The following is a 26,515-nucleotide window of genomic DNA, read 5'->3' on the forward strand; positions in this document are numbered from 1 at the left end:
CACCAACGCTGAGCAAAGGCGGTGTCCCTCCCGATGAGTGCTGTGGTGAGCCCGCTGCTGGACAGTCGGACCAGCCCGCTGGACGCCCGTCAACGAGCCGTCGTACGCCGCGTCTCCGACGCCGAGCGCGCCCACATCCTGGCCCTGCCCAGCAACGACCCGCTGGACGCCACACTGCGCGCGCGGGTGCAGGCGACCGGACCGGAACTGTTCGGCCAGCCCGCCGCGATCCGCGAAACACTGCAGCTCAACTCCACCGTCCTGGATGGTATCGCCGAGCGTCTCTGCGACGGTGTACGCCGCGTGGCGCTGGTCGGCTGCGGCGACTCGCTGGCGGTCATGATCGCCGCCCGCCGCGCACTCGAACAGACCCTCGGGGTGCCGTGCGAACCCGTCCAGAGTCTCGAGTTCGCCTACTACCGGGCCGGACTGCTCGACCGGGGCACCGCGGTGATCGCCCTGTCGAGCTCGGGGGAGACCACCCGCACCGTGGAAGCGCTGCTGGTCGCCCAGAACGCCGGATCGTATACCGTCGCGCTGACCAATACCGTCGGTTCCACCCTGCATGCCGAGGCCGACGTCGCCCTGACCATTGAGGCGACCCGGGTCGGCTGGCCCACCCAGTCCTCCACCGCGGCCCTGGCGCTGCTGCTGGAGCTGGCGGTCCGGATCGGCGAGCGCCGCGACCCGGCCGGTGCGGCGCCGCTGCGCGCGGCCCTGGACGCCCTGCCCGACGCGATGGCCGGCGTGCTGCAGCGCATCGACCCGCAGATCGCCGGCATCGCCGAACACGAGGTCGCCGCCGGGGTACAGACGGTGTTGTTCTCCGGCGCGGGCCCCAATCTGGCCTCGGCGATCGTCGGGGCGGCCAAGGTCAAGGAGTGCACCACCCTGCACGCGATCGACATCCAGGTCGAGGAGTACCACCACTACAACTCGCAGAAGGCCGGCGAGCCGCTGTTCGTGCTGGCGCCGTCGGGGCCCTCGGTGCCGCGGGCCGTCGACACCGCCACCGACGCGCTGCGCTGGGGCGGGCGGCTCTACGTGGTCACCACCGACGGCGAGGGCGCCTTCGGAGAGCTGGCCGGCGAGGACCGGTTGATACCGCTCCCGGCCGTGCCCGAGCCGCTGTCCCCGCTGCTCTATCTGCTGCCGGCCCAGCTGGTCGGCTACCACCTCGGGCTCAGCTGCTACGCGGCGGCCAGCCGGGCGGTGGGCGCCAACCATGCCCGGCCCGAACATGCCGGGCCCGAACAGGACAGCGGCGCCGATGACTGACCGACCCACCGTGGTGTGCATCGGCAACCTCACCCTCGACGAGGCGGTCGCCCCCGGCGGCGAGCGTGTCGGCTCCGTCGGCGGGGACGCGCTCTTCGCCGCGCTCGGAGCCCGGCTGGCCGGCGCCGACGCGACGATCCTGGCGCCGCTGGGCAACGACGCCACCCCCGAACTGCTGGCGGCCCTCGACGCCGCCGGGACCGACCCCGCCATCCTGCCGCGCCGCGACCTGCCCACCGTGCGCAACGAAGTGCGCTACGACGCGGCCGGCGGCCGGGCGTGGGATCTCGTTCACGGCGAGGAGCACTTCGAGGCGATGTCGGTGCATCCCGCCGACGTGCCCGCCGGCGCACTGGCCGCCTCGGGCGTGCTGATGTCGGCGATGGCGCTGCACGCCCAGCTGGCCCTGGCCGCCTGGATGCGGGCCAACACCGCCGCGACGCTGTACTTCGACCCGCAGGAGGACTACATCGCCGGCAACGTGGCCGCCCTGCGCGACGCGGTGCGCACCTGTGATGTGTTCCTGCCCAGCCAGATCGAGGCCTGCGCGCTGGCCGGCACGGCCGACCCGTACCGGGCCGCGGCCACCTTCCTGGACCTGGGCCCCCAGGTGGTGGTGGTCAAACTGGCGGCCGCCGGCGCCCTGGTGGCCACCCGGCGGCAGCACCGTGCCGTCCTGGTGCCCACCGACGTCGTCGCCCCGGTGGACGCCACCGGGGCCGGCGACGCGTTCTGCGGCGCCTTCACCGCCGAACACCTGCGCAGCGGCGACGCCCTGGCCGCGGCCAGAACCGGTGCCGCCGTGGCCCGCATCGCCGTCAGCGCCGCCGGGGTGGGCGGTCTGCTGGCCGCGGTACAGAACTCTCCGGACGGCCGACTCCCGGGGTTGTCCCGATGACCCGGATCACCGTCATCAACCCCAACACCTCCGCGGCGCTGACCGACGCGATCGGCGGGGCCGCCCGCGCGGTCGCCGCCCCGCACGTCCGGGTCCGCGCGGTGGCACCCACGGTCGGGGTGTCGAGCGTGGAAAGCCACGCCGAGGAGGCGATCGCCGCGCTGGGGGTCCTCGAACAGGTCCGCGAACACCGCGACGACACCGACGCCTTCGTCGTCGCCTGCTTCGGTGACACCGGGGTGGCACCCGCCCGTGAACTGGCCGGTTGCCCCGTCGTCGGGATGACCGAGGCCGCGCTGCAGACCGCCAGCCTGCTGGCGCACCGATTCTCCATCCTGACGCTGCCGCCGCGGACCATCGCGCACTCCGAACGGGTGATCGCAACCCTCGGGTTGGGACACCGGTGCACGGTGGCCGCCGTCGACGTCGCGGTCGGCGATCTGGTCGACGGGTCGGCGCACCTGCTGCAGGCGTTCACCGTGGCTGCCAGCGCCTCGATGGAGCGGGACGGCGCGGAGGCCGTCGTGCTGGGCTGTGCCGGGCTGGCCGAACTGGCCCGACCGTTGTCCGAACGGCTGTCGGTGCCCGTGATCGACGGGGTCGCCGCGGGCGTCGGCATCGCCGCCGGCCTGGTCGCGATGGGGCTGAACACCTCGCGCGCCGGCGCCTTCGCCGCGGTGCAGCTGCCCGACTACCGGCTGGAGACGTCATGAGCGTGCTGTTGCGGCGGGTCCACGTCTTCGACGCCGCGGCGCCGGAGGCCATGACCGGGCCCACCGACGTGCTTGTCGCCGGTGACCGCATCGCCGCCGTCGGCGACGACGTGGCGGCGCCGCCGGAGGCGAGGGTGATCGACGGCGCCGGGCGGTATCTGGTGTTGCCCGGGCTGATCAACGCGCACTTCCACTCCCCGGCCAACCACCTCAAGGGTTCGGTGCCCAGCATGCCGCTGGAGCTGTTCATGCTCTACGAGTCCCCGGTGGACCCCGCCCTGGAGCCCACCCCCCGGGAGGCCTACCTGCGGACCATGCTCGGGGCCATCGAGATGCTGCACAACGGGATCACCTGTGTGCAGGATGACGCGTTCTTCATGCCCCACCCACGGCCCGAGATCATCGACGCGGTGGTATCGGCCTACCGCGACAGCGGAATCCGGGCCTTCGTCGCGCTGGACCAACCCGAACTCACCGAGGCCGAGAAGCTGCCGTTCGTCGGTGAGCTCGCCGCCGGGCAGCGCCGCGAACTCGACCGGCCCGCACCGGCGGGCGCGGCGCAACTGCTGGCCGGCTACGAGCACCTGATCGGCACCTGGCACGGTGCCGCGCAGGACCGCATCCGCGCCGCGGTGTCCATCTCCGCGCCCCAGCGGGTCAGTCTGGACTATTTCGCCGCCCTGGACGATCTCGCCGAACGGCACGGCATCCCGCTCTACGCCCACATGCTGGAGACCAAGGTGCAACGCACGCTGATCACCGAGCAGGCCCGCTTCGGCGGCCGCTCGCTGGTCGGCTACACCGCGGCCGCCGGGCTGCTCAAGCCGCACACCAACGTCATCCACGCCGTGTGGGTCGACGACACCGACCTGACCGACATCGCCGCGGCCGGAGCGACCGTCGTGCACAACCCGGTCAGCAACCTGCGGCTGGGCAGCGGGGTGGCGCCCTGGCGGGCCCTGCTGGACCACGGAGTGCCGGTCGCGCTGGGCACCGACGAGGCCATCTGCGACGACAGCATCAACATCTGGACCGTGGCCAAGACCGCCGGGCTGATCCACAACATCTCCGGTGCCGACTGCGGCCAATGGCCCACGCCCACAGAGGTTCTCGACGCCCTCTGGCGCGGCGGGGCGCGCGCGGTGCGCCGGCCCGAGGACCTCGGCGCCGTCGTGCCCGGCATGCTCGCCGACCTCGTCTGCGTCGACCTGCACTCGCTGGCCTTCACTCCGCTCAACGATCTGCGCGAACAGCTGGTGCACTGCGAGGACGGACGCGACGTGGTGCTGACCATGGTGGCCGGCCGCATCGTCATCGAGGACGGGCGGCTCACCACCGTCGACGAGCCCGCGCTGCTGGCCGAGGCGCGGGAACTGTTCGCCCGCAAGCGACCCGCCGTCGAGACCGCCCGCGCCCGGGCCGCCGGACTGCTACCCGCCTACCGGCACATCGTTGAGCGCGCCGCCGGCACCGACGTGGGGTTCACCCGTTGGGTGGGTGCGCACAACGGAAGGTCGCCGTCATGACCGGAGCGGCCGGATACGCCTACAGTCCCATCACCGAACGACCGGCCGGCAGCTGGCCCAACGGGAAACGGCTGGCCCTCGTCGTCTGCGTCGGGGTCGAGTCCTACCGCTTCGGCGACGGGCACACCGAGGACATCATGCCCGGGGTGCCCGCACCCGACCGGGTCAACACCGCCTGGCGCGACTACGGGAACCGGGTCGGCGCCTTCCGGCTCTTCGACCGCCTCGCGGCCCTGGGGATCCCGCCGACCGTGCTGCTGAACACCGACGTCTACGACGAGGCGCCGGCGGTGCTGGCCGCCGCGCGGCGGGTCGGCGCGGAGGTGGTCGGGCACGGCCGCTCCAACTCCGATGTGCTGTCCGGGATGACGCCGGCCGACGAACGCCGCTACCTGGCCGACGTCGCCGAGCGTATCCGCACCCAGGAGGGCGCCGCGCCGGGCGGATGGTCCAGCCCGTGGCTGAGCCACTCACCGGACACACTGAACCTGCTGGCCGGCACCGGCTACCGCTACCTGCTGGACCTGCGCCCCGACGACCAGCCCGTCTGGATCCACACCGCCTCGGGCCCGCTGCTGGCCATCCCGTACAACGCCGAGCTCAACGACTCCACGACGATGATCGGCCGGCAGGCCTCCGCCCGGGAGTTCGAGGCGATGATCGACGACGAATTTGCCGAACTGTCCCGCGCCGCGAGCCGGCAACCGCTGGTGATGTCGGTGGTGCTGCACAGTTTCATCACCGGTGTGCCGTTCCGGCTGGCCGCGGTCGGCCGGGCCCTGGAACGGATCGCCGCCGCCGAGAGCGTGTGGCCGACCACCCCGGCCCAGATCCACCGCGCGGTGGTCGAATCCGCGGCGGCTCCGCCCGCGGTCACGGAGGTGAGCACGTGAACGCCGTGATCAAGACCGACGCGCCGCCGGTGGCGGCGGTCGAGGACTTCTCGCTGTCGTTGGTGCGCAACGGCACCCGCAGCCGGGTACTCGACGGTGTCTCGGTGCGGATCGCGCCCGGCGAGATCCTCGGCCTGGTCGGCGAATCCGGTTCCGGCAAGAGCGTGCTGGCGCTGAGCCTGCTCGGCCTGCTGCCCCGCGCCTCGCAGCCTCAGGCCCACGGCAGCGTCACCGTGGGGGGTGTGGACATGCTGGGGGCCGGGGAGGCCGAACTGCGCAGGGTGCGCCGCGATCTGCTCGGCGCCATCTTCCAGGACCCGATGACCTCCCTGAACCCGACCATGCGCGTCGGTCGGCAGATCGGCGAGGCCACCCACGACGACGCCGAGTCCGTGCGGCTGCTGCAGACGGTCGGGGTCCGAGACGCCGCGCTGCGGCTGCGGGTCTACCCCCACGAACTCTCCGGCGGACTGCGGCAACGGGTGATGGCCGCGATCGCGGTGGCGGGGCGCCCGGCACTGGTGATCGCCGACGAACCCACCACCGCACTGGATGTCACGGTGCAGGCCCAGCTGCTCGACCTGCTGCGCGAACTCCGCGACGACTTCGGCTGCTCGGTGTTGCTGATCACCCACGACCTCGGCGTGGCCGACCAGATCGCCGACCGGCTGGCCGTGCTCTACCGCGGTGAGCTCGTCGAGATCGGACCTGCCGCGCGCGTGGTGCGCGACCCGCGTCACGAATACACCCGCTCGCTGCTGGCGGCGCGGCTGACCCTGACCATGCCGCGCGACGAGCGCTTCACCCGCGACGCCGAGAGTCCCGCGCCGGCACTGCGGATCAGTGGGCTGCACAAGACGTTCGCGGTGCGCAACGCCGGCCGGCGACGGGGCCTGCGCCGCGGCGGTACCGGGCAGCTGGCGGCGGTGGACGGGGTCGACCTGGAGGTGGCGGCGGGGGAGTCGCTGGCGATCGTCGGCGAGAGCGGCTCGGGTAAGTCGACCCTGCTGCGCATCGTGGCCGGGCTGGAGACACCGACGGCGGGCTCGGTGACGCTGTCCGGTGGCGGCGGGCCGCAGATGGTGTTCCAGGACGCGGGTTCCTCCCTGACCCCGTGGATGCGGGTCGGAGAGCTTCTCGGGGAGCGGTTGCGTGGCGGCCGCGGGTTCCGGGGCCTGCTGCGATCGGAGGTGGACCAGCGGGTGCGGGCAGCCCTGGATGCCGTGGGCCTGCCGCCGGAGGTGGCCCGGGCCCGTCCCGGGGAGCTCTCCGGCGGGCAACGGCAGCGGGTCGGGCTGGCCCGCGCGACGATGATCCCGCCGGCGGTCCTGCTGTGCGACGAACCCACCAGCGCGCTGGACGCGTCGCTGGCCAAGAGCGTGCTCGCGCTGATCCGCGATCTGCGGGCCCGGCTCGGGATGACGGTGCTCTTCGTCACCCACGATCTGGCGGTGGCCCGGCTGATGGGTGATCGCATCGCGGTGATGCAGGCCGGGCGTGTCGTCGAACTGGGCCCCGCCGAACAGGTGATCGCCCGACCGCGCGAGGACTACACCCGTACCCTGCTGGCGGCGGTCCCCGAGATCCGCGCCACACGCGCGGCGCCGGAGGGGGCCACACCATGATCGCGACGTTGATGACCCGTTCCCGGGCTCGACCGTCGACCCGTTCCGCCGGCGCGGCCCGTACCGGCGCCTGGGTCCCGGTGGGGTTGCTCGGCCTGGTGACCCTGCTGGCGGTCTGCGCCCGGATGCTGGCGCCCTACGACCCGATCCAGCCCGTCGGCCCGGTCAACCTTCCTCCGCTGAGCCCCGGGCATCTGCTGGGTACCGACGGTATCGGCCGGGACCTGTTGTCGCGGACCCTGATCGGCATCCAGGTCAGCTGGCTCAGCGCACTGGTGGTGGTGGCCGGCGGGCTGCTCATCGGAGGCACCATCGGCCTGATCGCGGGCGCCACCGGAGGCTGGCTCGACTCGGTGGTGCTGATGCGGATCACCGACCTGTTCCTGGCGCTGCCCGGCGCGCTGGTGGCCATCGCCATCGTCGCCGCCCTGGGAACCGGTCTGGTCAACACGCTGATCGGGGTGGCGATCGTCTGGTGGCCGTACTACGCGCGCATCGTGCGCGGCGAGGTCAAGGCGCTGGCGGCCCGCCCCCACGTGGAGGCCGCGCGGCTGTCCGGGGTACCGCGGCGGCGAATCCTGCTGCGGCACCTGCTGCCCGGTGTGGTGCCCACGGCGGTGGTCAGCGCCAGCCTGGACATCGGCAACGTGGTGTTGCTGCTGGCGGCGCTGTCCTTCCTCGGACTCGGCCAGAAGGCGCCGGCGCCCGAACTGGGTGCGGACACCGCACGCGCCCTGAGTCAGCTGCTCAGCCAGTGGAGGGTGCCGGGCATCCCCGGGATCGCGGTGCTACTGCTGAGCCTGATCGCCAACCTGGGCGGCGACGCCATCCGCAACCTGGTGGGGCGGTGAGACCATGGTGAGCTTTCTGACCCGCCGGCTCGCGGCGGCCGTGGTGATCCTGCTGGTGTTGACGATGGTGATCTTCGTGCTGCAATCGGTGTCGCCCGGCGACCCGGCGCGCGCCTACGTCGGCGCCAACGCCTCCCCGCAGACCGTGGCCGCTGAACGGCACCGATTGGGTTTGGACGACCCGTTCTTCACCCGCTACGCCCATTACCTGGGCGGGCTGGTCACCGGGGATCTCGGCCGCTCGCTGCGCACCCGCCAGCCCGTCACCGCCGACCTGGCCACCTACCTGCCCGCGACCGTCGAGCTCGTCGTCGCCGCATTCCTGCTCGCGCTGGTGTTCGCGACGTTGTTCGCGCTCTCGGGTGCGCTGCGCTGGCCCGGCGCGGCGCTGGGCCGGGGAGTGCTGCTGCTGCTCGCAACGGCCCCACCGTTCCTGCTGGCGCTGGTCGGGATCATCGTGTTCTTCGGTCAACTCGGCTGGTTGCCGGCCCGCGGGGTCGGCGACTTCCAGGATCCGGGGCCCACTGGGATGCAGCTGCTCGACACCGCTCTGCACGGTCAGGCCGACGCCTTCCTCGACGCGCTGCAACACCTGGCGTTGCCCGCGATCGTCTTGTCGATCGCCCCGGCGGTCGCGATCGGCCGGGTGTTCCGCGCGTCGGTGACCGGGGTGCTCGACGTCGACTACGTGCGCACCGCGCGGTCCAAGGGACTCACCGAGCGCCAGGTTGTTGCCCACCACGTGGTGCGCAACGCGGTGGGCCCCGCGTTGTCGATGGGAGGCCTGCAGCTGGGCTTCATGTTCGCCGGTGTCGTTGTGGTGGAACAGATCTTCTCCTGGCCCGGCATCGGTAACTACCTGGCCGCCTCGATACCGGTGTCCGACTTCCCGGCGATCGCCGGGGTGACGCTTGTCCTCGGCGCCATCTACGTCCTGTCCAACGTCGTCGTCGACCTGCTGCAGGCTGCCGCGGACCCCCGTGTCGCGGCCGAGTGAGGAGGTGAAGGTTCTTCCCGCATCCGCGCGATGCATCGGCAGTTCTCGTACCGAACGCACGTCAGAATCTAGGAGACACATGCACATCCGCCCGTTGCGCATCGGCGCCGCCGTTGGCGCCGCGCTGACCCTGGCCCTGGCCGGCTGTAGTTCCGGCACCCCCAACTCGTCGGGTGGCGGCGGGTCCGCCCCCGCCGACGGCACCCTGATCGTCGGTCTGCTCGGTGACATCGGACAGCCGCCCGACCCCGACATCTACTACGCCAACAACGGCACCGCGATCATGATCAACGCCTACGAGGGCCTGGTGCAGTACAAGAACAACACCGACCAGGTGGAGATCGCGCCGCGGCTGGCGGAGTCCTGGGAGGTCAACCCGACCAATGACGTCTACACCTTCCACCTCCGGCACGGGGTGACCTTCCACGACGGCACCCCGTTCACCTCGGCCGCCGTGGACGTCGCGTTCAAACGGCGGATCGCGGTCAAGGGCGGGGCGGCCTACATGGTCGACGTCGTCAAGAGCGTCCAGACACCCGACGACTACACCGCGGTGATCACGCTCAACGAGCCCAACACGGCCTTCCTGAGCTACCTGGCCTCGCCGTTCGGGCCGAAAATGGAGTCGCCGGAAGGACTCAAGGCCAATGCCGGCGGCGACGACGCCCAGACCTACCTGTCCAGCCACGACCTGGGCACCGGGCCGTACATGCTCACCGCCGCGGAGACCGGGGTGAAGTACGAACTGAGCGCCTACGACGGGTACTGGGGTCCCAAGTCGCCCTTCACGAAGATCGAGCTGCCGGTGTACACCGACGAGTCGGCGCTGGAGCTGGCGTTCGACAACGGCACCGTCGATGTGATCGTGGCCGCCCTGCCCTCGTCGAGCCTGGACAAGTACGCCGACAGGGAGGGTGTCTCCAACTACTTCCTGCCGACGCTGCAGGGGGCGATGGTGACCGTCAACCCCACCCACCCGTTCTTCGCCGGGGCCGACGCGCGTGTCGCGTTCCTCAAGTCGATCGACCAGCAGTCGCTGGTGAACCAGGTGCTGGGCAAGCGCTCCGAGGTGGCCACCACGATGTACGCCAAGGGCATGATCCACTCCGATGACCCCGCGGTGGTCGACAAGCAGGCCATCTCGTATGACGCGGGCGCGTTGAAGGGCTACGTCGACGGGCTGCCCGCAGGCACCGACAAGAAGCTGGTGATCGGCTATGCCAACGGCAACGTCAACGCGCAGTCCATGGCCAACATCGTGGTGGCCAACCTGCAGTCCATCGGGCTGGATGCCTCCGCGCAGGGCTACGACACCTCGACGGTGTTCGGCTGGATCAACGATCCGCCCACCGGCCCGGACGCCTTCGTCGACGGTAACAACGGGCCCGACGGCGGAGACCCCTACATGTGGGGTCACGTGTTCTGGGACGCCTCCGGCGGGATCAATTACTTCGGCTGCCAGTCCGAGGAGGTCAACACACTGCTCGACGACGGCCTGCGCACCGGCGATATGGCCACCTACGTCAAGGCCGGCGATCTCTACGGCAAGACCGGCTGCTTTTTCAACCTGTCCTACAACCAGGACTGGGTGCTCGCCCAGGACTGGTTGACCGGTGTGCCGGAAAGTCAGAACATCGGAGCCAACGAGCTGAACTTCTCACTGCTCGGTGTGTCCACGTGAGACGGTGGGGTCGCACGCGCAGGCGTGCGACCCCACCCCGGCGGGCCCGGAGTGCGGCCCGAAGGCCGGTCTGGAAGCGAGGAAAATGTCCGGCACTGTCGATGCCTTCGGGACCGAGCCCGCGGAGACGGTCAACGGGTCGTCCCGGGAATCAGCCCGGGAATCAGCCCGGGAATCACTGTCCCGGCACATCTATGCCACGGTGCGTGAGCGCATCATCCTCGGGCAGTATCCGCAGGGCAGCCGGCTGCCCGAACAGCGCATCGGGGAGGAACTGCACGTCTCCCGGGTGCCGCTGCGTGAGGCCGTTCCCCTGCTGGAACGTGACGGATTCGTGCACTCCTATCCGCGCCGGGGTGCGGTGGTGGCGCGGTGGGACGCCAAGTCCATCGACGATCTCTTCGACGTGCGGTTGTCGTTGGAGGTCGGGGCCGCCCGCTACGCGGCCCGGGCGGTGGGCCGGGGCGCGTCGATGGAGATCCTCGACGGAGCGCTGGAGCGCGCGCAGCGCACCGTCGCCGACGGGGACCCCTACGCTATTGCCCAGGGCAGTACCGCATTTCACGAAGCCGTCGTCGAAACCTCATGCAATGAACTGATGGTCCGGCTGATGGGCACCATCTCCGGGCGCATCACCTGGCTGTTCTACCTGACCAGCGGACTGCCCGCCGACGAGGCCTTCCATGACCACGTTGTGCTGCGTGACGCCATCGCCTCCGGCAACGAACGGGTGGCGGAGTCCGTCGCCTACGCACACATCGAGCGGGACCGGGAACCGACGTTCGAGGCGATGCGGGACCAGATGGAGCTCTAGGACGCGGGTGCCCGGCCACGGTGCATCGCGGGGCCGCTGGCGGTCCTGTCGGACGAATCGGGCCGGCGTGTGCGGCGACGCCTACCGGGGCCCGGCCGCCGACCCGGTCAGGGTCGCACCGTCGGGGGCCTGGAGCAGGCAGATCACGGTGCTGGGCAACGGATTCGCCGAGGTGCGGTCCTGGCGGGAGTCGATCAGATAGGAGATCACGTAGTCGCCGGCGTCGACCGGTGTGCCGGTGTAGTCGGCGAGACTCTCGGCGCACCTGCGGTTGGCCACGTCGGCGACGGCCGCGTTCACCTCGACCGGCGCCCGCTGGTACACCTCGGCGGCATGCGGTGCCGCGCAGTCGACCACGGTGACCATGACGACGCCGGGGTCGGTGGGCGGCGCCGCGGACAGGCATTCGCCGGCGGCCAGGTCGATCCAGCGCTCCGGGTGCGGCCCGGGCGCCGGGGACGGCGGCGTTGCGGCCGGCCGTGCGGCCGCAGCGGGGGAGGAGGCGGCTGTGCCGGTGCCAGTGCCAGTGCCGGTGCCGCTGGCTGGCCCCGGACCGTGGCCGCAGGCGCCGATCAGCGCCACCGGCAGCAGCAGGGCGGGCAGGAGGACGCGCGGTGCGGTGCGGCTGCGGTCGACCACGGCGCCTCGATTCCGGTTCGAGCGACTCGCCGGTGAGTGTAGGCCGCACCCGGTCGATGGAGCCGCGATTCGCCTGCGGATTCGATCGATCGATCGGTAATGGCGTTACCCCGGGGCTTGACGACGTCGTAAGCCGTCTTACGATCGAACTGTGACCGAACCGGATGCTTCGGACGATTCCGCGGAGCCGAGTGCCGGGGAGCAGCACCGAGCGCTTCCCGGCAACGCCCTGCTGGACGCCGCAATCGGCCCGCTGGCCAGGACCGGGCGGTACTACGCGGGTTCGTGGCGTCACTACCTGAGCGGACGGGGCCGCGGCGAGCTTCCGCTGACCCGGCCGACCCTGTCCCTGGCGGCGCACGCGCTCCGCGACGAGATCGTCCTGCAGGGCCTGCGGGTGCAGCGCCCCCTGAGCCAGGGCGACGCCTTCGACCGGATCAACCTCGAGGTCACCGAGGCGCTGGAGTTCTACGGCGCGAAGGGTTACCTGGACAAACCCGAGAAGTTCTTCAAACGTCCGCCGAAGCTGACCGACCTGACCCTGGAGCCGGTCAAGACCCGGCGCCACAGCTACCAGCGTCTGGTGTTCGACAGCGGATACGCCCCGGACCCCGCCGAACCGGGCGCCGAGCGGTGGCAGAGCTACACCGGAAACCGGCGCGTGTACGGTCTGCTGCTGCGGCATCCGGAGCCCCGCCCCTGGCTGGTCTGCGTGCACGGCGCCGAGATGGGCCGCGCCGGGGTGGACCTCACCCTGTTCCGGGCCTGGCACCTGCACGAGGACTTCGGCCTGAACCTGCTGTTGCCGGTGCTGCCGATGCACGGCCCCCGGGCGCGCAACCTGCCCAAGGGCAGGTCCATCCCCGGTGAGGACGTCCTCGACGACGTGCACTTCGCGGCCCAGTCGGTGTGGGACGTTCGTCGGGTGCTGTCCTGGATCCGGGCCCAGGAGCCGGAGTCGGCCATCGGGCTCAACAGCATCTCGCTGGGCGGTTACGTCACCTCGCTGGTGGCCAGCCTCGAGGACGGCCTGACCTGCGCGATCCTCGGTGTTCCGGTCGCCGACCTGGTGGAACTCCTGGGCCGGCACTCCTGGATGGGGCCCGAGGATCCCCGCCGCGAGGCCGTGGACCATGCGGCGCCGCTGGGCCGGATGGTCTCCCCGTTGTCGCTGCAGCCCAGGGTGCCGATGTCGGGCCGCTTCGTCTACGGCGGGGTCGCCGACCGGGTGGTGCACCCGCGCCACCAGGTGGAGCGGCTGTGGGAGCACTGGGGCAAACCCGAGATCGTCTGGTACCGCGGCGGGCACACCGGCTTCTTCACCCGCCCCGTGCAGCGGTTCATCGACGCCGCTCTGGTGCAATCGGGCCTGGTGGGACCGGCTCCGGCGGCCAGGAAAGCCGACCGGACGGCCTGAACCGCCGCGCGGTCGCGGCCACCGAATCGCGGCGACGCGGGGCGGGAATCCCCTCACGACGACGGATCGGCCCCTATTCTTCGACTGTGATCGATCGCCGCAAGATGATGTTGATGACCGGCGTCGGTGTGCTCGGCGCGGCCCTGTCTGCGCCGAAGGCCCTGGCCGAGCCGCCGCAACCGGACAACCCGCCGGGGCCGCCGCTGCCGGGTCCCGGGGCGCCGCCGGCGCCCGGAGCGGCCAACCAGGGCGGTCTGCTGTTCGCCGACGAGTTCGACGGCCCCGCCGGTGCGCCGCCGGACTACTCGAAATGGCGCCCGGCGCTGGAGCGCGAGACCATCCGCAACCCGGTGTTCTGGGATCGCCCCGAGAACATGGGGCAGTACCGCGACAGCCGGGAGAACCTGTTCCTCGACGGCAACGGCAACCTGGTCATCCGCGCCACCAAACAGGGCAGTAACTACGTCAGCGCCAAGATCTGGGGCACCCGGCCGGTGGGTATCGGCAGCAACTGGGAGGCCCGGATCAAGATGGAATGCCTGACCGCGGGGTGCTGGCCGGCCTGGTGGATCCTCAACGACCACCCCGCCGTCGGCGGCGAGGTCGACCTCATCGAGTGGTACGGCAACGGGGAGTGGCCCTCGGGCACCACCGTGCACTCCACCCTGGACGGCACGTCACACGAAACGATGCCGATGTCCGTGGACGGCAACTGGCACACCTGGCGGGCGATGTGGGACCAGAACGGTTTCTACTTCTGGAAGGACTACGTCGACGGCATGCAGCCGTACTTCCAGGTGCCGGCCTTCTCGATGGACCCGTGGCCGTTCAACAACCCCGGCTACACCTTCGTGCCGGTGCTCAACCTGGCGGTCGCCGGCTCCGGCGGCGGCGACCCCGGCGGCGGCAGCTATCCCGCGCAGATGCTGGTGGACTACGTGCGCATCTGGTGACGCGGGGAGGATCCCGCTACACCCCGACCATGGTGTCGATCCAGCCGCGCGCGAAGTAGAGCAGGAACCCCACCGCCACGATCCACAGCAGCGGGCTGACCTCGCGCGCCTTTCCGGCGGCGCTGCGCACCACTGCCCAGGAGATGAATCCGACGCCGATCCCATTGGCGATCGAGTAGCTCAACGGCATCACGGCCACCGTGAGCACCACCGGCAGGGCCACGGTGAAGTCGGACAGATCGATCTCGCGCAGGTGGGCGGCCATCATGATGCCCACCACGACCAGGGCCGCGGCGGCGACCTCGGTGGGCACGATCGCGGCGAGCGGGGTGAGGAACATCGCGGCCAGGAACAGCGTCCCGGTCACCATGCTGGCCAGCCCGGTGCGTGCGCCCTCCCCGATCCCGGCGCCCGACTCGATGAACACCGTGTTCGACGACGCCGAGACCGCGCCGCCGACCACCGCGCCGGTGCCCTCGACCACCAGCGAGGACTGCAGCCGGGGGAAGTTGCCTCTGTCGTCGGCCAGCCCGGCCTGCCGGGACAGCCCGGTGAAGGTGCCCATCGCGTCGAAGAAGTTGGTGAACAGCAGCGTGAACACCAGCATCACCCCGGCCAGGATGCCGACCCGGCCGAAACTGTCGAGGCTCACCTGGCCGACCAGCGACAGGTCGGGCAGCGAGAACGGCGATCCCGACAGGGTGGGCACCGACAGGCCCCAGCCGCCGGGATTCTCGGTGGCCGGTCCCAGGTGCCAGACCGCTTCGACGACGACGGCCACCACCGTCCCGGCGATCAGGCCGATCAGGATCGCCCCGCGCACCCGGCGGGCGATCAGGACGCCCGTCACCAGCAACGTGAACACGAAGATCGCCGTCGGCACCGTGTTGATCGATCCCGCACCGTCGCCACCGAGCCCCAGCGGTGGCGACGGCAGGCCGGTGGCGGCCACGAAGCCCGCGTCGACCAGCCCGATGAACAGGATGAACAGTCCGATACCGGAGGTGATGGCCAGTTTCAGCGGCATCGGCACCGCGTCGAAGATCAGCCGGCGCAACCCGGTCACCGCCAGCGCCACGATGATCAGGCCGTTGATGACCACCAGCCCCATCGCTTCCGGCCAGGTCAGCGAGCCGACCACGGAGCTGGCCAGAAACGAGTTGATGCCCAGGCCCGCGGCGAACGCGAACGGCAGCCGGGCCACCACGCCGAACAGGATGGTCATGAACCCGGCCGCCAGCGAGGTGACGGCCGAGACCTGGCCGAAGCCCAGCTCGTTGCCTGCGACGTCGGCGGTGCCCGACAGGATGATCGGGTTCAGCACGATGATGTAGGCCATCGCGATGAAAGTGACGATGCCGCCGCGCAGTTCGGTGGCGACCGACGATCCGCGGGCGGAGATCTCGAAGAAGCGGTCGAGGCGGTTCACGTCTTGACCCTAAGGCGTGGGGGCCCAACGGCGCTGCTGTCCGGCGGGCTTCGCCGGGATCGGTCCCCGCGCCCCGGCGCCTACAGCCGCACCGACATGGGGCCGACGTCCCAGATGTCGTCGCAGTACTCCGCGATCGCCCGGTCCGACGAGAACTTGCCGCTGCGTGCCGAGTTCAGGATCGACTTGCGCGTCCACTCCTCGCCGTTCTGCCAGGCGGCGCCCACGATGTCCTGGCAGTCCACGTAGGAGCGGTAGTCGGCCAGCGCCAGGAACGGGTCGTGGTGGATCAGCGAATCCACCACCGGGCGCAGAACCTCGGTGTCGCCGTGGGTGAATCGCCCACCGGCGAGCAGTTCGAGCACCGCGGCCAGCTCCGGGTCGTGCTCGATGTAGTTGGCCGGCCGGTAGCCCTGCGCCTTGACGTCCTCCACCTCGTCCTCGGTCAGCCCGAACAGGAAGAAGTTCTCCGGTCCGGCCTCCTCGCGGATCTCGACGTTGGCGCCGTCGAGGGTGCCGATCGTCAGCGCACCGTTGATCATGAACTTCATGTTCCCGGTGCCCGAGGCCTCCTTGCCGGCCGTCGAGATCTGTTCGGAGAGGTTGGCCGCCGGATACACCAGGTGGGCGTTCTTGACGTTGAAGTTCGGCAGGAACACCACCCGCATGAAGCGGTTGACCTCGGGGTCGTTGTTGACCGTCGCCCCGATCGCGGTGATCATCTTGATGATCCGCTTGGCCATGAAGTAGCCCGGTGCGGCCTTGCCGCCGAAGATGAAGGCGCGCGGTGAGATCGAGAGACCCGGGTTGGCCTTGATGCGCCGGTACATCGTGACGATGTGCAGTGCGTTGAGGTGCTGGCGCTTGTACTCGTGGATGCGCTTGACCTGGACGTCGAACATCCAGCTGGGGTCCAGCTCGATGCCGGTCACCGAATGCACGTACTCGGCCAGCCGGCTCTTGTTGGCGCGCTTGACTTCCCGCCACCGCTGCCGGAAGGCGGGATCGTCGACGTGGGCCTCCAGCCCGCGCAGCTGCTGCAGGTCGGTCAGCCAGCCGTCGCCGATCGTCTCGTCGAGCAGCTCGCGCAGTCCCGGATTGGACAACGCCAGGAACCGGCGCGGGGTCACCCCGTTGGTGACATTGCCGAAGCGCTCCGGCCACATCTCGTAGAAGTCCTTGAGCACACTGTCTTTCAGCAGCTCGGAGTGCAGCGCGGCGACCCCGTTGACGGCGTGGCTGCCGACGGTGGCCAGGTGCGCCATCCGCACGCTCTTGCCGCCCTCCTCGCCGATCAGCGACATCCGGCGCACCCGGTCGTCGTCGTCGGGGAACTTCGCCCGCACCTCGTCGAGGAAGCGTTCGTTGATCTCGTAGATGAGTTCCAGGTGCCGCGGCAGGGCCTGGCCGAACAGCGCCAGCGGCCAGGTCTCCAACGCCTCCGGCAGCAGCGTGTGGTTGGTGTAGCCGAACGTGGCCACGGTGATCCGCCAGGCCTCGTCCCAGTCCATGTGGTGCTCGTCGAGCAGCAGGCGCATCAGTTCGGCCACCGCGATCGACGGGTGGGTGTCGTTGAGCTGGATGGCCCACTTCTGCGGAAGAGTGTGCAGCGGCTGCCCCACCCGTTCCTGGTGGATGCGCAGGATGTCCTGCAGCGAGCAGCTGACGAAGAAGTACTGCTGCTGCAGCCGCAGCCTCTTGCCGGCCTCGGGTTCGTCGTTGGGGTAGAGGACCTTGGAGACCTTCTCCGAGAGGACCTCGTCCTCGACGGCCTTGTAGAAGTCGCCGGTGTTGAAGGCGTCCAGCGCGAAGGACTGCACCGAGCGCGCGCTCCACAGCGTCAGGGTGTTGCAGGTGTTGACGCCGTACCCCTGGACCGGGGTGTCATAGGAGATGCCCTTGAGCACCCGGCGGGGGATCCAGCGGACCCGCAGCTTGCCCGCGACGTCCTTGTACTGCTCGGTATGGCCGCCCCAGCACACCAGGTAGCTGGCGTCCGGCTTGTCGATCTCCCAAGGGTTTCCGTGCACCAGCCAGTTGTCGGTCTTCTCGACCTGCCAGCCGTCCTTGATCTCCTGGTCGAAGATCCCGAACTCGTAGCGGATGCCGTACCCGATCGACGGCCGCTGCAGCGTCGCCATCGAATCGAGGTAGCAGGCGGCCAGCCGTCCCAGCCCCCCGTTGCCCAGCCCCGGTTCCTCCTCGCAGGCGATGATCTCGTCGAGGTCCTGGCCCAGCTCGGCCAATGCCTGCCGCGCGGCATCCTCGATCTGCAGGTTCAGCAGGTTGTTGCCCAGCTGCGGGCCCATCAGGAATTCCGCCGACAGGTAGCAGGTGACCTTGTTGGACAGATCCAGCCAGTCCTGGGTGGTGGCCATCCAGCGTTGCTGCATCCGGTCGCGCACCGCCAGGGCCAGTGCCCGGTAGTAGTGCTCGGGCTGGAGCACCGACTGCGGGCGCCCGATCGAATACAGCAGGTGATCGGCGACGGCCCGGCGCAGGGCCTCGGCCGACAGGCCGGTGCGCGAATGTTCGCGATTCGGAAGTGCCGCACCGTCGATGGACGTCGGATTCCCGGAGGGTGTCTGCGCGATATCGGTCACTGGTTCTCTCCCTGCTGCTCGCCCCGATATGGGGGAGGACGGGTCAGTCTGACATTCGCGTGTTAACGCACTTTTACGCGGTGGCGACGGACTCGGTCAGGGTTTGGACCGGTGCGCGGCGAACCGGACGGTCACCTCGTCGGCCACCTTCATGGTGCCCATCATCATCGAGTACGGCTTGATGCCGAAGTCGCGCTGGGAGACCGTGGCGGAGGTCGACATCTGCCACTGGGACCCGCCCTCACCGTCCTGGTCGACGTCGAGGTCCACCTCGATCGCCCGGCTGACCCCGTGGATCCGCAGCGGCCCGCTCAACCGATAGCCACCCGGGCGCGCAGCGATGGTCTCGGCGCTGAACTCGATCGTCGGGAACTTCTCGGCGCCCAGCGTCTTGAGCGCGTTGGAGCGGGCGATGCCCTTCTCCGGACCGGACAACGGCGTCACCCCGCCCTCGCCGCTGAGCACCTGCAGCGAGTCCACGTCGACGACCAGCTGCCCCGACACCGGGACGTCCCCGTTCCAGTCCACGGCGATGCGCCAGGTCTGCATCCGGATCGTCAGCCGGTGGCCCATCCGCGCGGCCCGCCCGTCCACGCCGGTGTGCACTGTCAGTTCGCCATCGGAGGCGTCGAGGCCCCAGCCGGTGTCGACCATGCCTTCAACCTAGCGCCGTGGCGCTCAGCCGGCAGCCGGTGTGGCGGATTGAGCAGTCGCACGATGTCGGGCTTCATGGCCTGCAGCTGGCTGCCCCAGTACCCCCAGCTGTGGGTGCCGTTGGTGGGGAAGTTGAACACCGCGTTGCGGCCCCCGGCGGCCAGGTAGCGCTGCCGGAATTCCTTGTTGGTGCTCAGGGTGATGTTCTCCAGGTACTGGGCGCTGAAGTTGGTCCCGAAGTCGGATCCGCCGTCCAGGTCGGACGGAAAGCCGTTGCCGCAGTAGATCCACAGCGCGGTGCCGTTGGCGACCAGCCGGTTGATGTTCATCATCGGGTCGTTGCGCCGCCAGGCCACGTCGCTGGAGGGGCCCCACATGTTGCGGGCGTTGTAGCCGCCTGCATCGCTCATCGCCAGCCCGATCAGCGTCGGCCACAGCCCCTGCGACGGGTTCAGGAACCCCGACAGCGAGCTGGCGAACACGAACTGCTGCGGATGCCAGATGGCCAGCGTGAGCGCGGCGCCGCCGGCCATCGACAGACCCACCACCGCGTTGCCGAACGGGGACTGGCCGCGGTTGGCCGCCAGCCACGCCGGCAGCTCCTGGGTCAGGAAGGTCTCCCACTTGTAGGTGGAGCAGCCGTTGTTCCCGCAGGCCGGCTGGTACCAGTCGGAGTAGAAGCTGGACTGCCCGCCTACCGGCGCGATCACCGAGACACCCGAGCCGTCGAACCAGTCGAAGGCCGCGGTGTTGATGTCCCAGCCGTTGAAGTCGTCCTGCGCGCGCAGCCCGTCGAGCAGGTACACCGAGTGCGGCCCGTTGTTCTTGAACGTCACCCGGACGGTGCGGCCCATCGACGGGGAGGGCACGTCGAGCTGCTCGACGCCGGGGTTCTGCGAGTACGCGCCCGCGGGCGCCGGCTGCCCGGCGAACACCAGCAGCCCCGCCAGCGCAAATACCATCACCGCGCGCCAGATGTGGACCCCACTGACCGTCACGTGCGATTCACCTTCCGCCGCCCCGTCCGTTGCCCCGACAACGGCAAGCTAGCAAGGGGTTCGGGGGCCGAGAAGCCCGACGCGGGGCCGTCACCGCCTTGTTATCAACTGCATTGGCGACTGTGATTTTCGGTGCCGGTGGCACCTCGGATTTTCGGTGCCGGTGGCGCCTCGGATTTTCGGTGCCGGTGGCACCCCGGGCGGCGCCCCGGATCACTGCACGCCGGGCAGCCGCAGCACCAGCCGGGCACCGCCGAGCCGGCTCTCCTCCAGCGAGGCCGTCCCGCCGTGCAGCTCGGCCTGCTGAGCCACCAGCGCCAGACCCAGCCCCGACCCGGAGCGCGAGGCGGTCGACCCGCGGGAGAACCGTTCGAAGACCTCGGTGCGTTCGGCGTCGGGCACCCCCGAGCCGTTGTCGTCGACCGTGATCGTCACGCCGTCGGCCGAACTGGTCGCGTCGAGCCGGATCTCGGTGGCGCCGCCGTGCTTCACGGCGTTGGCGATGGCGTTGTCGATCACCAGCCGCAGGCCGGCGGGCAGCCCCAGCATCAGCACCGAGGTCGTGGCGTCCAGCGACACCGCCAGATCCGGGTAGGAGCGCTCGGCGTCGTGGGCGGCGCGGTCGAGGATCTCGGTGACGTCCAGCGGCACGAAATCGTCGACGGTGGTCAACTGGCCCTGGGCGAGCCGCTCCAGCGCTGCCAACGTGGCCTCGATGCGGCTCTGGGTCCGCATGACGTCGCCGATCAGCTCGAGGCGCTGCTCGGTGGGCATCTCCAGGGTCCCCAGTACCTCCAGGTTGGTGCGCATCGCCGTCAGCGGGGTGCGCAACTCGTGGGAGGCCGCGGCGGCGAAGTCGCGGGCCGATTCGAGCGCGGCCTTGGTGCGATCCTGCTCCTTGCCGAGGCGGTCGAGCATGCCCTCCACGGCCTCGCCGATCTCGACGGCCTCCCAGACGCCGCGCACCTGCACCTCGTCGGGGATGGACTGGGCGTTGATCGCCCGGGCCTGCTGGGCCAGCAGCCGGAACGGGTTGATCATGATCAGCGAGATCACCCAGCCCACCAGCACGGTCGCGACGATCAGGCTGCCGCAGATGATCAACACCCGGGTGTGCAGGGCGTCGATCCGGTCCTTGGTCTCGGCCAGCGGGGCGCCCAGGGCGATCGAGGCCGGCCCCGCCCGGAAGGTGCGGACCCGGTACTCGACGCCGTCGATGGTGGTGTTGGCGTAGCCGTCCTCCAGCTTGGGCAACACGATGTTGCTGGGCACCGACACCGTCGCCGAGCCGAACCGGGCGGTGCGCACCACGCTGCCCTCCGCGGGCGGGACCTGGGCGTCCCCGGACGTCGGGGGCAGGGTCAGCAGGGTGCTGAAGTCGCCCAGGCTGCTCACCGAGTCGAGCCGGCGGTCGAGCTGGTTGTACTGGTCATTGGTGATGCCGATCCACACCCAGGCGCCGATCGCCAGGATCACCGCGACGACCGACACCTCGGAGACGATCACGATGGTGCGCAGCGACAGCATCCGCTTGGGCAACCCCAGCACCCATGACAACCCGTCGCGGGATGTCACGGGTTCGGCGGGACCGGCCATGGCGCCATCTTGCCCGACGGGGGTGCTCCCGACGGGCGCAGGTCTCCCGCTTGTCGGCTCAGCTGATCCGTTGCCACAGGCACGGGCCGGTCAGCTCGATGGTGGCGGCCTGTGTGCTCACCGTCATGGTCAGGCTCTGGCCCGGGTCGGCGGTGAGCTGTTTCGGCGGGGCCATCTCGCCGGCGGCGATGACATCGGAGACCGTGGCCCCGCAGCTGCCCTGCGGATCCTGCGGGACTCCGACCCAGGTGCCCGCCATCATCTCGGGATTGCGCCGCGCCTGGCCGTGCAGCACCAGGGCGGGCCCCTGCTCAGACCCCGGCTCAGACTCTGGCTCAGACCCTGAAGACAGCCACGTGTCGCTGGAGGGATACACGCCGGTGAACGGCTGCCAGCGGTCACCGCTGCACTGCACCAGCGCGTCGGCGGCGGTGCGGGCCATGGTCCCGGCCGGCAGCCCGGCACAGGACGCGTCGGCCTGCGGGGCCTCGGGCTCGGCGTGCCCGACCGCGGAGGCGCAGGCGGCCGCGGTCAGCACGGGCAGCGCCCAGAACAATGCTCGCCTCATCGTCGCCACCAGATCATCGACACCAGCACCTACACCAGGATCGTCTGCAGTCCGGACAGGTCGGTCTCCATCAGCGCGACGTTGTAGTTGCCCCACAACGACATGTTCCAGTACAGGGTGCTGTAGTCGCCGTCGCCGCTGGAGTCGGTCAGCTTCCCGGTACCCGACCACGGGTGGATCATCGGCGCGTAGAGGCCCGGGTACTGCAGCGACGTAGCCAGCGTGATCGGATCCGACCAACCGCTCTCGGGCGAATCCGAGAGCCGCATGACCACGTTGTTGCCCCCGTCGGTGTAGGTCATCAGGTACTTGTCCAGGTACTGGTTGTACTGCACCGACAGCTCACCGGCGCTCGGGTACACCGTCCTCTTGAACAGCCCGAAGAAGGAACTCTTGGTGGTACCCGGCAGGATCGGCTCGGCCGACGAGGGCCGGTTGGACACCCAGTCCGAGCCGTTCCAGTACTGGTACTTCGACAGGTTCAGGATCTCGTCCTGCTGGACCCGCGACACGTAGATGGTGCCGCTGCGCCCGGCGGGGGTGCCGTAGGAATACAGCCAGCCGTCGTCGGCCTGGGCGGACCCCTCCGGCGGCAGGACGAACGCGCCCATCTGGAAGTTGTTGCTGCCCCACACGTAGGGCTTGGAGGAGCGGAACAGGCCGGCCGAGCGGATCGTCGAGTTGGCCAGGCTCCACTTGTCGGTGTCCGGGTTGTACACGGCGATGCCGGAGTAGTTGGTGCTCCAGCTGCCCGGGTTGCCCCACTGCCGGACCGACATGTAGTTGACGTACTGCTTGCCGTCGATCTGGATGCCGGCGGTCGGGATCACCGTCACCTCCCGCGTGAACCACGACAGCGCGCCGCGGTTGCTGGGGATGAACTGGTAGGCGTAGCCGGTCTGCTCCAGCGACAGGCCGTTGCTGAGGTTGGTGTCGGTGCTGATCAGCAGCACGTTGGAGCGCCAGTCGCCGGTCATGTTGGGGCCGCTGAAGGTGTCGCCGTAGGCGGTGTGGACGAAGGGCTTGCCGTTCCAGATGCCGCCGTCCCACATGATGCCCAGGTCGGTGCCGTAGATCCCGAACCCGGCGGTGTTGTTGGTCTGCTTCCAGAACAGGCCGGGGAAGGCGTTGTTGTTCTGCCCGGTCACCCAGCCGACCGGGGCGGACGTCAGGCTGCTGGGCAGGTCGGGGAGGACCACCTGAGCAGCCTCGGCCGCGTCGGCGGTGCCGGCCTGGGCGGTCAGCAGGCTGGTCCCGGTCACCGGCGTGGTGGCCTGGGTGGTCTGCACGCCGGTGATGCGTTCGAATTCGCGGCGCGCCCACGCCAGCACGGTCCACAGCAGCGGCGGGTGTGCGGGGGTCGCCGGTGTGCCGGCGGCCAGCGGGGAGATCCCGACCGCGGCGAGCAGGCCGGAGACCAGCGTGCGGATGGGGTGGGCGCGGGTGGCCTCGGCCGCGGTCGGGGTGATCGCGGTGGTGTCCGGGCCGGCGCCCGCGCTGCCGTCCGGGCTGCTGTCCGGGCTGGTCGCCGGTGCCGTGGCCGCGACGGTGGACGTCGCCGACATCGGGGTGAAGCTCACCGTGGTTGTCGTGGCGGCCGTCTTGCTGTCGGATTTGTTGTCGGTGGGGTCGGGGTCGGTCTCGGTGACGCCCGCGTCCCGGCCGGCCGTCTCCTCGGCCGCAGTGTCCACGGCGGCAGTGTCCTTGGCGGCGCTCCCGGACTGACCCCGGCCGGTTCGGGGGGCCTCGGCCGGGGCGGGGCCCGGGTCCTCGGTATCGGTGGCGTCGGGGGTCGTCGCGTCCTGGCTGGTGTCGGGAGTCGTGCCTGGGGTGGTGTCCTCGGGGGTGGTCCCGCCGGTGGCCGGGGTGTCCCCGCCGCCGGTCTCGGGGCTGGTCCCCGGGCTGGTCTCAGGGCTGGACTCCGAGGGGGTCTCCGAGGCGTCACCGCTGTCACCGGCGTCCTCGTTCTTGTCGCTCCCGTCGGAGGGGCTCGCGTCCGCGGTGTCGTCAGTGTCGTCGGTGTCGGTGCCGGCGTCCTTCTTGATGCCGGAGCCGGTGTCTTTCTCGGTGTCCTTGTCTTTACCGGTGTCTTTACTGTCTTCACCGGTGTCTTTGCCAGTGTCTTTTCCGGTCTCTTTTCCGGTCTCTTTACCGGTGCGCGAGTCGGTGTCTGAGGAGTCTCTGTTCGTGCGGGAGCGGGTGCCGCCGCCGCTGTCGTCGGTCCCGGAGCCGGAATTGCCTGCGCTGCTCGTGCGGGTGGAGCCGCTCTTCGTGGACGTGGTCGAGGAGCCGGAGGACGCTCCCGACGAGGACGACCCGCCGGCCGACGAGGACGACCCGCCGGAGGTGCTGCCGGTCTCGGCCCACGCGACTCCGGGTCCGGTCGCTACGGCGGCGCTGACTCCCAGGGCCACCGCCAAAGCGCCGATGCGACCCACGTGTGCCGCTGCACCCATACTCAGAACCTCCCGGCTTCTCGGCGCCGACGTCCGCCACCGATGTCGAATCGTCTCAATGTAGCAATCCGACGTTGCTGAAAAGTGATTTCGGGGCCGCTCCCAGCATCTGCAATGGAATTGATAACAAATCGAAATACCTTGGAAGATGCCCTATCTCATCGGTGGTTCCGCGCTGCGGCAAACGGCCGAGGGTGCTGGTACCGGGGGTTGGCCGGTTCGCGGCGGCGGTCCGCGAATCGGTGGGGCGTTGGGCAGATCACCGCCGAGATCGACTGGTCGACAGCGGATTCGCCACCGGAGGCGGGCCTCGTCGGACGCTCGTGGCGGCCTGGGCCGAGGACGCCTGACGGTGATCTTCCTTCACTCTGATCGCTTTGTTCACTTCCGTCGCAAACGCGGCCGTGCGAGGTTGTCCACAGTCCCGACTTTCTCCACAGTCGGGAATTCCCGCATGGCCTGTCGAACATGCATTCGAATACCGTCGAACATGTGACCGATTCAGCCCCGCTGCCGCCCGAGGTGGCCCGCGACCACGTGCGGGCCGAGCTCGATGCCGTGGAGGCCGCGTACGGCCGGCTTCGGGAGTGCTCGACGGATCTGGTCGGTGCCGGGTTCCGGCTGGAGCTGGCCGAACGCCTCGAGCACCAGCAGCGGCTGAACCGCGGACTGATGTACCGCGTGTTCGCCGAGTTGTCCGACCCGCCCGACGGCGACGAGGGCGTGGGGCTGCCTCCCGGGGTGCGGCTACGAGACGCCTTGCGGTCACGCCTGCGGATCACCGCGGCCGAGGTGCGCCGCCGCATGCGGGTGGCAGCGCGGATCCGGCCCAGCCGCAGCCTCACGGGAGCTCCGGTGCCCCCGGAGCTGCCCGTGCTCGCCGAGGCGGTCAGCGCCGGCGCCGTCGGCGAAGACCACCTGCGCGAGGTCGCCCGCGCGCTGGATGTGCTGCCCAAGGTCGTCTCGGCCGAAGAACGTGCCCGCGCCGAGGAGGTGCTCGTCGAGCAGGCCACCGAGCAGGACGCCGACTTCGTCGCGGCGATCGGGCGCGAGCTGGCCCAGACGCTGAACCCCGACGGGATCTTCGACGAGCGCGACCGGGAAAACCGCCGCGGATTGGTGCTCGGCCGCCAGGGGCCCGACGGGATGAGCAGGCTGTCGGGGTGGCTGACACCACGGGCGCGGTCCTACTTCGAGGCGGTGATCGCCGCCGTCCGCCCGGGCCATCACGTGCCGGACTCCGCGCAGCCCGTGGTCGAGGCGGCCGCCGACACGCGAACCGGGCCGCAACGCTGTCACGACGCGGTGGCCTGGGGGCTGGAGACCGCACTGGGCTCGGGCAACCTGGGAACCCACCGCGGCCTGCCGGTCACGGTCATCGTCACCACGACGGTGACGGCGCTGGAACAGGCCGTCCGTGCCGTCGCCGACCCGGCCCTACCCATGCCGCCGCCGGCGCGCACCGGTGGCGGGTCCGCGCTGCCGATGCGGGATCTCATCGCGATGGCCAGTCGGGCGCTGCACTATCTGCTGGTGTTCGACGGCCACTCGGCCCGGCCGCTGTACCTGGGTCGTGCCACCCGGTTGGCCACCGCCGATCAGCGCATCGCGTGCTACGGGCGCGACCACGGCTGCACGCACTGCGCCGAACCCGGCTACCACAGCGAGGTCCACCACGCGGTGGACTTCAGCGCGGGTGGCAACACCGACGCCGACAACCTGTTCTTCGCGTGCGGACCGTCCAACAAGGCCGCCGCCGAGGGGACCTACCGGAGCATCGTCACCGAGGACGGCCGGCTGGCCTGGACCGACGGCACCGGACCCCCACAGGTCAACCCGTTCCACCACCCCGAGGAGGTGTTGCGTCACCCGCCCGACCCCGATCCGGGGCGCGACGGGCCCGTCGAAGGTGACGACCCGTGATCG

The 26,515-nt window shown here is 70.3% G+C and carries 21 protein-coding genes; 13 read left to right on the plus strand and 8 right to left on the minus strand.

What is annotated here, in order from left to right; all coding sequences use genetic code 11:
- The first annotated feature begins 33 nt into the window (after positions 1–33).
- The 10 genes from CSR00_RS10980 (at position 34) to CSR00_RS11025 (ending at position 11,276) form a co-directional block, all read left to right on the plus strand.
- Positions 34–1,278 carry an SIS domain-containing protein gene (locus CSR00_RS10980; protein ID WP_099022434.1) on the plus strand — a complete coding sequence of 415 codons (1,245 nt, stop codon included), beginning with the start codon at positions 34–36 and terminating at the stop codon, positions 1,276–1,278.
- Positions 1,271–2,176 carry a carbohydrate kinase family protein gene (locus CSR00_RS10985; protein ID WP_176562004.1) on the plus strand — a complete coding sequence of 302 codons (906 nt, stop codon included), beginning with the start codon at positions 1,271–1,273 and terminating at the stop codon, positions 2,174–2,176. The genes CSR00_RS10980 and CSR00_RS10985 overlap by 8 nt, the downstream gene beginning before the upstream one ends.
- Positions 2,173–2,889, plus strand: a complete 717-nt coding sequence (locus CSR00_RS10990) for an aspartate/glutamate racemase family protein (protein ID WP_099022435.1) — start codon at positions 2,173–2,175, stop codon at positions 2,887–2,889. The genes CSR00_RS10985 and CSR00_RS10990 overlap by 4 nt, the downstream gene beginning before the upstream one ends.
- Positions 2,886–4,415 (plus strand): amidohydrolase family protein, encoded by a 1,530-nt coding sequence (locus tag CSR00_RS10995; protein ID WP_099022436.1) that lies wholly within the window; start codon positions 2,886–2,888, stop codon positions 4,413–4,415. Before CSR00_RS10990 ends, CSR00_RS10995 begins: the two co-directional genes overlap by 4 nt.
- Positions 4,412–5,308: a polysaccharide deacetylase family protein gene (locus CSR00_RS11000; protein ID WP_099022437.1), complete on the plus strand. Its 897-nt coding sequence runs from the start codon at positions 4,412–4,414 to the stop codon at positions 5,306–5,308. The genes CSR00_RS10995 and CSR00_RS11000 overlap by 4 nt, the downstream gene beginning before the upstream one ends.
- The gene (locus CSR00_RS11005) at positions 5,305–6,933 is read left to right on the plus strand and encodes an ATP-binding cassette domain-containing protein (protein WP_176562005.1); all 1,629 of its coding nucleotides are present in this window, start codon (positions 5,305–5,307) and stop codon (positions 6,931–6,933) included. Before CSR00_RS11000 ends, CSR00_RS11005 begins: the two co-directional genes overlap by 4 nt.
- Positions 6,930–7,784: an ABC transporter permease gene (locus CSR00_RS11010; RefSeq protein ID WP_099022439.1), complete on the plus strand. Its 855-nt coding sequence runs from the start codon at positions 6,930–6,932 to the stop codon at positions 7,782–7,784. The genes CSR00_RS11005 and CSR00_RS11010 overlap by 4 nt, the downstream gene beginning before the upstream one ends.
- A 4-nt stretch (positions 7,785–7,788) precedes the next feature.
- Positions 7,789–8,781 (plus strand): ABC transporter permease, encoded by a 993-nt coding sequence (locus CSR00_RS11015; RefSeq protein WP_099022440.1) that lies wholly within the window; start codon positions 7,789–7,791, stop codon positions 8,779–8,781.
- Positions 8,782–8,860: 79 nt separating this feature from the next.
- Entirely contained in the window at positions 8,861–10,462 is a 1,602-nt protein-coding gene (locus CSR00_RS11020; protein WP_099022441.1) for an ABC transporter substrate-binding protein, read from the plus strand.
- Between the two features lie 85 nt (positions 10,463–10,547).
- Positions 10,548–11,276: a GntR family transcriptional regulator gene (locus CSR00_RS11025; protein ID WP_099022442.1), complete on the plus strand. Its 729-nt coding sequence runs from the start codon at positions 10,548–10,550 to the stop codon at positions 11,274–11,276.
- Positions 11,277–11,357: 81 nt separating this feature from the next.
- Here CSR00_RS11025 and CSR00_RS11030 read toward each other — a convergent pair whose 3' ends face one another.
- Positions 11,358–11,915, minus strand: a complete 558-nt coding sequence (locus tag CSR00_RS11030) for a hypothetical protein (RefSeq protein WP_099022443.1) — start codon at positions 11,913–11,915, stop codon at positions 11,358–11,360.
- A 244-nt stretch (positions 11,916–12,159) separates the two neighbouring features.
- Between CSR00_RS11030 and CSR00_RS11035 the strand changes: the two genes are divergently transcribed.
- Entirely contained in the window at positions 12,160–13,332 is a 1,173-nt protein-coding gene (locus tag CSR00_RS11035; protein ID WP_245905944.1) for an alpha/beta hydrolase family protein, read from the plus strand.
- A gap of 89 nt (positions 13,333–13,421) precedes the next feature.
- Positions 13,422–14,285: a glycoside hydrolase family 16 protein gene (locus CSR00_RS11040; protein WP_245905945.1), complete on the plus strand. Its 864-nt coding sequence runs from the start codon at positions 13,422–13,424 to the stop codon at positions 14,283–14,285.
- 16 nt (positions 14,286–14,301) lie between these two features.
- Here the strand turns inward: CSR00_RS11040 and CSR00_RS11045 are convergent, their stop codons facing one another.
- From CSR00_RS11045 to CSR00_RS31240, 7 genes are all read right to left on the minus strand, one after another.
- Positions 14,302–15,714, minus strand: a complete 1,413-nt coding sequence (locus tag CSR00_RS11045; protein ID WP_099022444.1) for an NCS2 family permease — start codon at positions 15,712–15,714, stop codon at positions 14,302–14,304.
- An 80-nt stretch (positions 15,715–15,794) separates the two neighbouring features.
- A complete protein-coding gene (locus tag CSR00_RS11050) occupies positions 15,795–18,317 on the minus strand; it encodes a glycogen/starch/alpha-glucan phosphorylase (RefSeq protein WP_176562006.1) in 2,523 nt (840 codons plus the stop codon).
- Between the two features lie 96 nt (positions 18,318–18,413).
- Positions 18,414–18,971: a YceI family protein gene (locus CSR00_RS11055; protein ID WP_099022445.1), complete on the minus strand. Its 558-nt coding sequence runs from the start codon at positions 18,969–18,971 to the stop codon at positions 18,414–18,416.
- Positions 18,926–19,933 carry an esterase family protein gene (locus CSR00_RS11060; RefSeq protein ID WP_099022465.1) on the minus strand — a complete coding sequence of 336 codons (1,008 nt, stop codon included), beginning with the start codon at positions 19,931–19,933 and terminating at the stop codon, positions 18,926–18,928. The genes CSR00_RS11055 and CSR00_RS11060 overlap by 46 nt, the downstream gene beginning before the upstream one ends.
- A gap of 249 nt (positions 19,934–20,182) precedes the next feature.
- The gene (locus CSR00_RS11065; RefSeq protein WP_176562010.1) at positions 20,183–21,496 is read right to left on the minus strand and encodes a sensor histidine kinase; all 1,314 of its coding nucleotides are present in this window, start codon (positions 21,494–21,496) and stop codon (positions 20,183–20,185) included.
- 127 nt (positions 21,497–21,623) lie between these two features.
- Complete coding sequence (locus CSR00_RS11070; protein ID WP_099022447.1) at positions 21,624–22,133, minus strand: hypothetical protein; 510 nt, start codon at positions 22,131–22,133, stop codon at positions 21,624–21,626.
- Positions 22,134–22,162: 29 nt separating this feature from the next.
- On the minus strand, positions 22,163–24,589 hold the full coding sequence (locus CSR00_RS31240) for a DUF4185 domain-containing protein (protein ID WP_245905940.1): 2,427 nt from the start codon (positions 24,587–24,589) through the stop codon (positions 22,163–22,165).
- Between the two features lie 492 nt (positions 24,590–25,081).
- Here CSR00_RS31240 and CSR00_RS11080 point away from each other — a divergent pair, with 492 nt between their 5' ends.
- Complete coding sequence (locus CSR00_RS11080) at positions 25,082–26,512, plus strand: HNH endonuclease signature motif containing protein (protein ID WP_245905941.1); 1,431 nt, start codon at positions 25,082–25,084, stop codon at positions 26,510–26,512.
- Positions 26,513–26,515 lie beyond the last annotated feature (3 nt).

This window comes from Mycolicibacterium palauense (assembly GCF_002592005.1).
Lineage (GTDB): Bacteria > Actinomycetota > Actinomycetes > Mycobacteriales > Mycobacteriaceae > Mycobacterium > Mycobacterium palauense.

Bases quoted from the DNA above. Each gene is read 5' to 3' on its own strand.
- CSR00_RS11020 (WP_099022441.1), top strand. From the start codon at position 8,861: ATGCACATCCGCCCGTTGCGCATCGGCGCCGCCGTTGGCGCCGCGCTG.
- CSR00_RS10980 (WP_099022434.1), top strand. From the start codon at position 34: ATGAGTGCTGTGGTGAGCCCGCTGCTGGACAGTCGGACCAGCCCGCTG.
- CSR00_RS11000 (WP_099022437.1), top strand. From the start codon at position 4,412: ATGACCGGAGCGGCCGGATACGCCTACAGTCCCATCACCGAACGACCG.
- CSR00_RS10995 (WP_099022436.1), top strand. From the start codon at position 2,886: ATGAGCGTGCTGTTGCGGCGGGTCCACGTCTTCGACGCCGCGGCGCCG.
- CSR00_RS11025 (WP_099022442.1), top strand. From the start codon at position 10,548: ATGTCCGGCACTGTCGATGCCTTCGGGACCGAGCCCGCGGAGACGGTC.
- CSR00_RS11055 (WP_099022445.1), bottom strand. From the start codon at position 18,971: ATGGTCGACACCGGCTGGGGCCTCGACGCCTCCGATGGCGAACTGACA.
- CSR00_RS11070 (WP_099022447.1), bottom strand. From the start codon at position 22,133: ATGAGGCGAGCATTGTTCTGGGCGCTGCCCGTGCTGACCGCGGCCGCC.
- CSR00_RS11010 (WP_099022439.1), top strand. From the start codon at position 6,930: ATGATCGCGACGTTGATGACCCGTTCCCGGGCTCGACCGTCGACCCGT.
- CSR00_RS11015 (WP_099022440.1), top strand. From the start codon at position 7,789: ATGGTGAGCTTTCTGACCCGCCGGCTCGCGGCGGCCGTGGTGATCCTG.
- CSR00_RS11060 (WP_099022465.1), bottom strand. From the start codon at position 19,933: ATGGTATTTGCGCTGGCGGGGCTGCTGGTGTTCGCCGGGCAGCCGGCG.
- CSR00_RS31240 (WP_245905940.1), bottom strand. From the start codon at position 24,589: ATGGGTGCAGCGGCACACGTGGGTCGCATCGGCGCTTTGGCGGTGGCC.
- CSR00_RS11065 (WP_176562010.1), bottom strand. From the start codon at position 21,496: ATGCTGTCGCTGCGCACCATCGTGATCGTCTCCGAGGTGTCGGTCGTC.
- CSR00_RS10985 (WP_176562004.1), top strand. From the start codon at position 1,271: ATGACTGACCGACCCACCGTGGTGTGCATCGGCAACCTCACCCTCGAC.
- CSR00_RS10990 (WP_099022435.1), top strand. From the start codon at position 2,173: ATGACCCGGATCACCGTCATCAACCCCAACACCTCCGCGGCGCTGACC.